Below are 3,290 nucleotides of genomic sequence, written 5' to 3' on the forward strand. Positions count from 1 at the left end.
GCGTTCCGAGCCAGTTTGGCGGGTCGCCGTTGTTTGGCACTCGGCATAGTTCTCATGCTCAGAGGGTGTTCAGGAATTCCAGAAGCCGGTCGCTTGGTCGAAATCGCTCGGCCTTGGCGCCTTCGTACGGCTTCAGCTTTGCGAGTGCAGATTCCTTCAGTTCGAGATGCGCATGAAGATAGGTCAACGTCGTTTCCATCGCTTCATGGCCCAACCACAGGGCAATGACGGAGCAGTCGACGCCCGCCTGCAGCAACTCCATGGCAGCAGAGTGCCGCAAGACATGGGGCGACACCCGCTTTGAGCGAAGGGAGACGCAGTGCTCACGTGCTTTGGCGACATATTTGTTCAGCAGTGCCTGCACGCCGTCGGCGCTGAGCCTGCCACCGTGCGTATTCGGAAAGAGGGCTGTTGAGCCTCGCTTCCCTGGTTCCTTGAGCCAATAACGGAGGGCTTGCTGTGCAACCTTTGTGAGCGGCGTACTTCGCTCTTTGCGGCCCTTGCCGATGCATTGCACATGCGCACCGCGGCCGAGCATTACCGAATCTCGGTCAAGGTCGATGATCTCCGAGACCCGCAGCCCCGTTTGGGCGGCCAGTAACAGCAGAGTGTAGTCGCGGCGTCCCAGCCACGTGCTTCGATCCGTGCAGTCCAGGATCGCTTCAATCTCGGGCCTAGTTAGAAACTGAAGCTGCCGCTTGTCACATCGCTTGCTGGGGATCGCGAGCACACGCTGAATGTGGGCGCTATGTGCCGGCTCCTCGAACGCCGCATATCGGAAGAAAGAGCGGATGGCTGTAAGGCGGAGATTCCGGGTCCGCACCGAGGCGGATCTCTTCGTCTCAAGATCCTCCAGGAATGCGCCGATGAAGGGAGCGTCCAAATCCCGCAGCGTCAACTCCGATGGGGATCTCCCAAGGCGCGTCTGTGCGAACGCAAACAGGAGCCTGAAGGTGTCGCGATAGGAGGCGATGGTGTTAGAACTTACACCTCGATGCTTCATGAGCCGATCTGTGAACCACCGCTCGATCAGCACGGCCAGGTCTTTCGTGCGTCTCATGACCGTACCTCCCAGCGCTTATTCAATCGCCGTACGGCATGGTTCATCAGTTCCGGCGTGGCGGACAGATACCAATAGGTGTCGCGAACATTCGCATGGCCGAGGAAGGTCGAGAGAACCGGCAGCTCGCGTTCCACATCTTCGCCGGCGCGATGCCAGTTGATCAGGGTCTGGACGGCGAAACGGTGACGAAGATCATGAATCCGTGGGCCATCTCGTTTCCCCTCCTGCCGTAATCCGATTTGCCGAGATAGTCGCCAGAACACGCGGTGCACGTATTGATGCAGCAATCTGCCGCCCTGTTCGGCGACGAAGAAATAGGGACTACGCGGCGTACCAAGGTGTGCATCGCGTCGGGCGGCATAGCCTGAAAGGACAGCAATTGTCGTGGCATGCAGCGGCACCAGCCGTGACTTGCCAAACTTTGTCTCTCGGATGGTGAGGACGCCCTGGTCGAGATCTACATCGGCCCGGAGCAGGCTGAGCGCTTCGGAATGGCGCAGTCCGGCGACCGCTATCAGCCCGAACAGGCAGTGATATGTCCAGCGCCGCAGGGCGTTGGCCGGCGGCAACGACAGTGCTGCCGCCAGAAGTGCCTGAATCTCGACCTCACTATAGATGTAGGGTTTTGTCCGCCGTGCCGGCGCCACAGCGTCGCTCGGTGGCACTTCCGTCAAAGGATCGAAATGACTGAGGTGCTGGGCAAAGCAGCGCACATCAGCCAGTCGGATTGACCAACTCGGCTGCCGGCCCATCGAGGTGACCCACTCCATTGCCAGGTCCGCCGTGATGGTCTCGGCGCCGCGGGCTTCCATGAAAGCGACGAACTCCGACAATCGTTTTGCCGGACCGTCATATTTGTATCCCAGCCCTTGGCGCATGCCGATGTAGCGCTCAAGCGCGGTGCGAAGCCGGCTCATTGGACACCTCCCGGCCAGGGTAGGCTCAGTTCCCGCAGCTTCTCAATATCGAGCTTTGCATAGATTCTTGTACTGTCGATGCTTCGATGGCGGAGCAGTTGACCGATCTCGGCAAAGCTGGCGCCCGACCGCAAAAGGTCGGTCGCAAGGCTGTGGCGGAAAAGATGGGCACCGTGATGCGCATAGCCGTCAATGCCTGCCCGTTCGAGTGCCTGCTTCGCGATCATCGTGATGGCGCAGCCGGAGGCAAAGCCCACATGCGGCGCAAGTGTTCGCAAGAAGACTCGCCGACATGCCGAAGCTGGGCGCCCATGCCGGATATAAGCGACGATCGCTGTTCCGACGTCGTGACGCAGCGGCATAGTCGCTTGTCGTCGTCCCTTTCCGTGTACGAGGATCGTGCCCGACTGCCAGTCGATATCGTCAAGATTGAGGGTGGCCACTTCGCTGGCGCGCAAACCGAGCTTGGCGAGGATCATCAGAACCGCATAGTCCCGACGACCCATTGCCGTCGTCCGATCGCAGGCATCGAGAACCTTCTGGACTTTCTCGGGCGGCAGGAAGGTTGGAAGGCCGGCAAGTCGCCAGCGGCGGATGGACGGCACACAGTCAGCGAGCGGCGTCGAGATGAAGCCCTTCAGATGCAAATAGCGCAGGAAAGCACGCACAACCCCGCACATGGCTTTGCCACTGTCGGCGGAACCGTCGAGCGCATGTCGCTCGACATAACCGATAACGATCTCCGGGGTGAGCGCTGCAAACTCGTCTGCGCCGAAAGGACACACCTCCCGGAGAAATCGAAGCGACAGAAGCTTGTGGCTCCCCACTGTCGCGGCGGCGAGCCCTCTCTCATTCGAGAGATATTGCCCGAATACATCGACGATCATCTCGTGCTCACTGCGCTGAATCGGAAGCGCGGCTGGTATTAAGCCTTTCTCCCGTAACGCCAAAAGCAAGCGGCGGAGCGCCGATCGATCGCCCGAGTCGGGCTTCCAGTGTTTGAAACGATGCTCAAGAAAGCGGTCGGCGTGAACCTCATTCAAATCCTGCGGAGCATGTCCATTGCCAACATGCCAGTCCATCAGATCCCGAAACAGGCTCAGCGACCGCCACGTGCATTGCCGCCCCAAACCTTCGTTCGACATTTTGGCGGCGTAAACGCCCGCAAACTCCCGATACGGACCGTAGACCAGCTTCCGGTATAGGGCGCTGCGATTCAAATAGTCAGTTGCGTTCATGTGTCCTCTCCTTCGCGACAATTGCGACGGAGAGACCCTAAGCTATGCCGACTAGGCGGCCGCTATGGTGCT

The 3,290-nt window shown here is 59.7% G+C and carries 3 protein-coding genes; all 3 read right to left on the minus strand.

Going from position 1 to position 3,290, the window contains the following annotated elements:
- Nucleotides 1–58 precede the first annotated feature (58 nt).
- Genes G9X64_RS36035 through G9X64_RS36045 form a run of 3 tightly spaced genes read right to left on the minus strand, consistent with a single transcriptional unit; the run spans nt 59 to nt 3,218 of the window.
- The gene (locus G9X64_RS36035; RefSeq protein ID WP_096772358.1) at nt 59–1,060 is read right to left on the minus strand and encodes a tyrosine-type recombinase/integrase; all 1,002 of its coding nucleotides are present in this window, start codon (nt 1,058–1,060) and stop codon (nt 59–61) included.
- Nucleotides 1,057–1,980, minus strand: coding sequence for a tyrosine-type recombinase/integrase (locus G9X64_RS36040; RefSeq protein WP_086083856.1), 924 nt, complete (start codon nt 1,978–1,980; stop codon nt 1,057–1,059). The genes G9X64_RS36035 and G9X64_RS36040 overlap by 4 nt, the downstream gene beginning before the upstream one ends.
- Complete coding sequence (locus G9X64_RS36045) at nt 1,977–3,218, minus strand: site-specific integrase (protein ID WP_096772357.1); 1,242 nt, start codon at nt 3,216–3,218, stop codon at nt 1,977–1,979. The genes G9X64_RS36040 and G9X64_RS36045 overlap by 4 nt, the downstream gene beginning before the upstream one ends.
- Between the last annotated feature and the right edge of the window lie 72 nt (nt 3,219–3,290).

This window comes from Rhizobium sophorae, from assembly GCF_013087515.1.
Lineage (GTDB): Bacteria > Pseudomonadota > Alphaproteobacteria > Rhizobiales > Rhizobiaceae > Rhizobium > Rhizobium sophorae.

Bases quoted from the DNA above. Each gene is read 5' to 3' on its own strand.
- G9X64_RS36035 (WP_096772358.1), bottom strand. From the start codon at position 1,060: ATGAGACGCACGAAAGACCTGGCCGTGCTGATCGAGCGGTGGTTCACA.
- G9X64_RS36040 (WP_086083856.1), bottom strand. From the start codon at position 1,980: ATGAGCCGGCTTCGCACCGCGCTTGAGCGCTACATCGGCATGCGCCAA.
- G9X64_RS36045 (WP_096772357.1), bottom strand. From the start codon at position 3,218: ATGAACGCAACTGACTATTTGAATCGCAGCGCCCTATACCGGAAGCTG.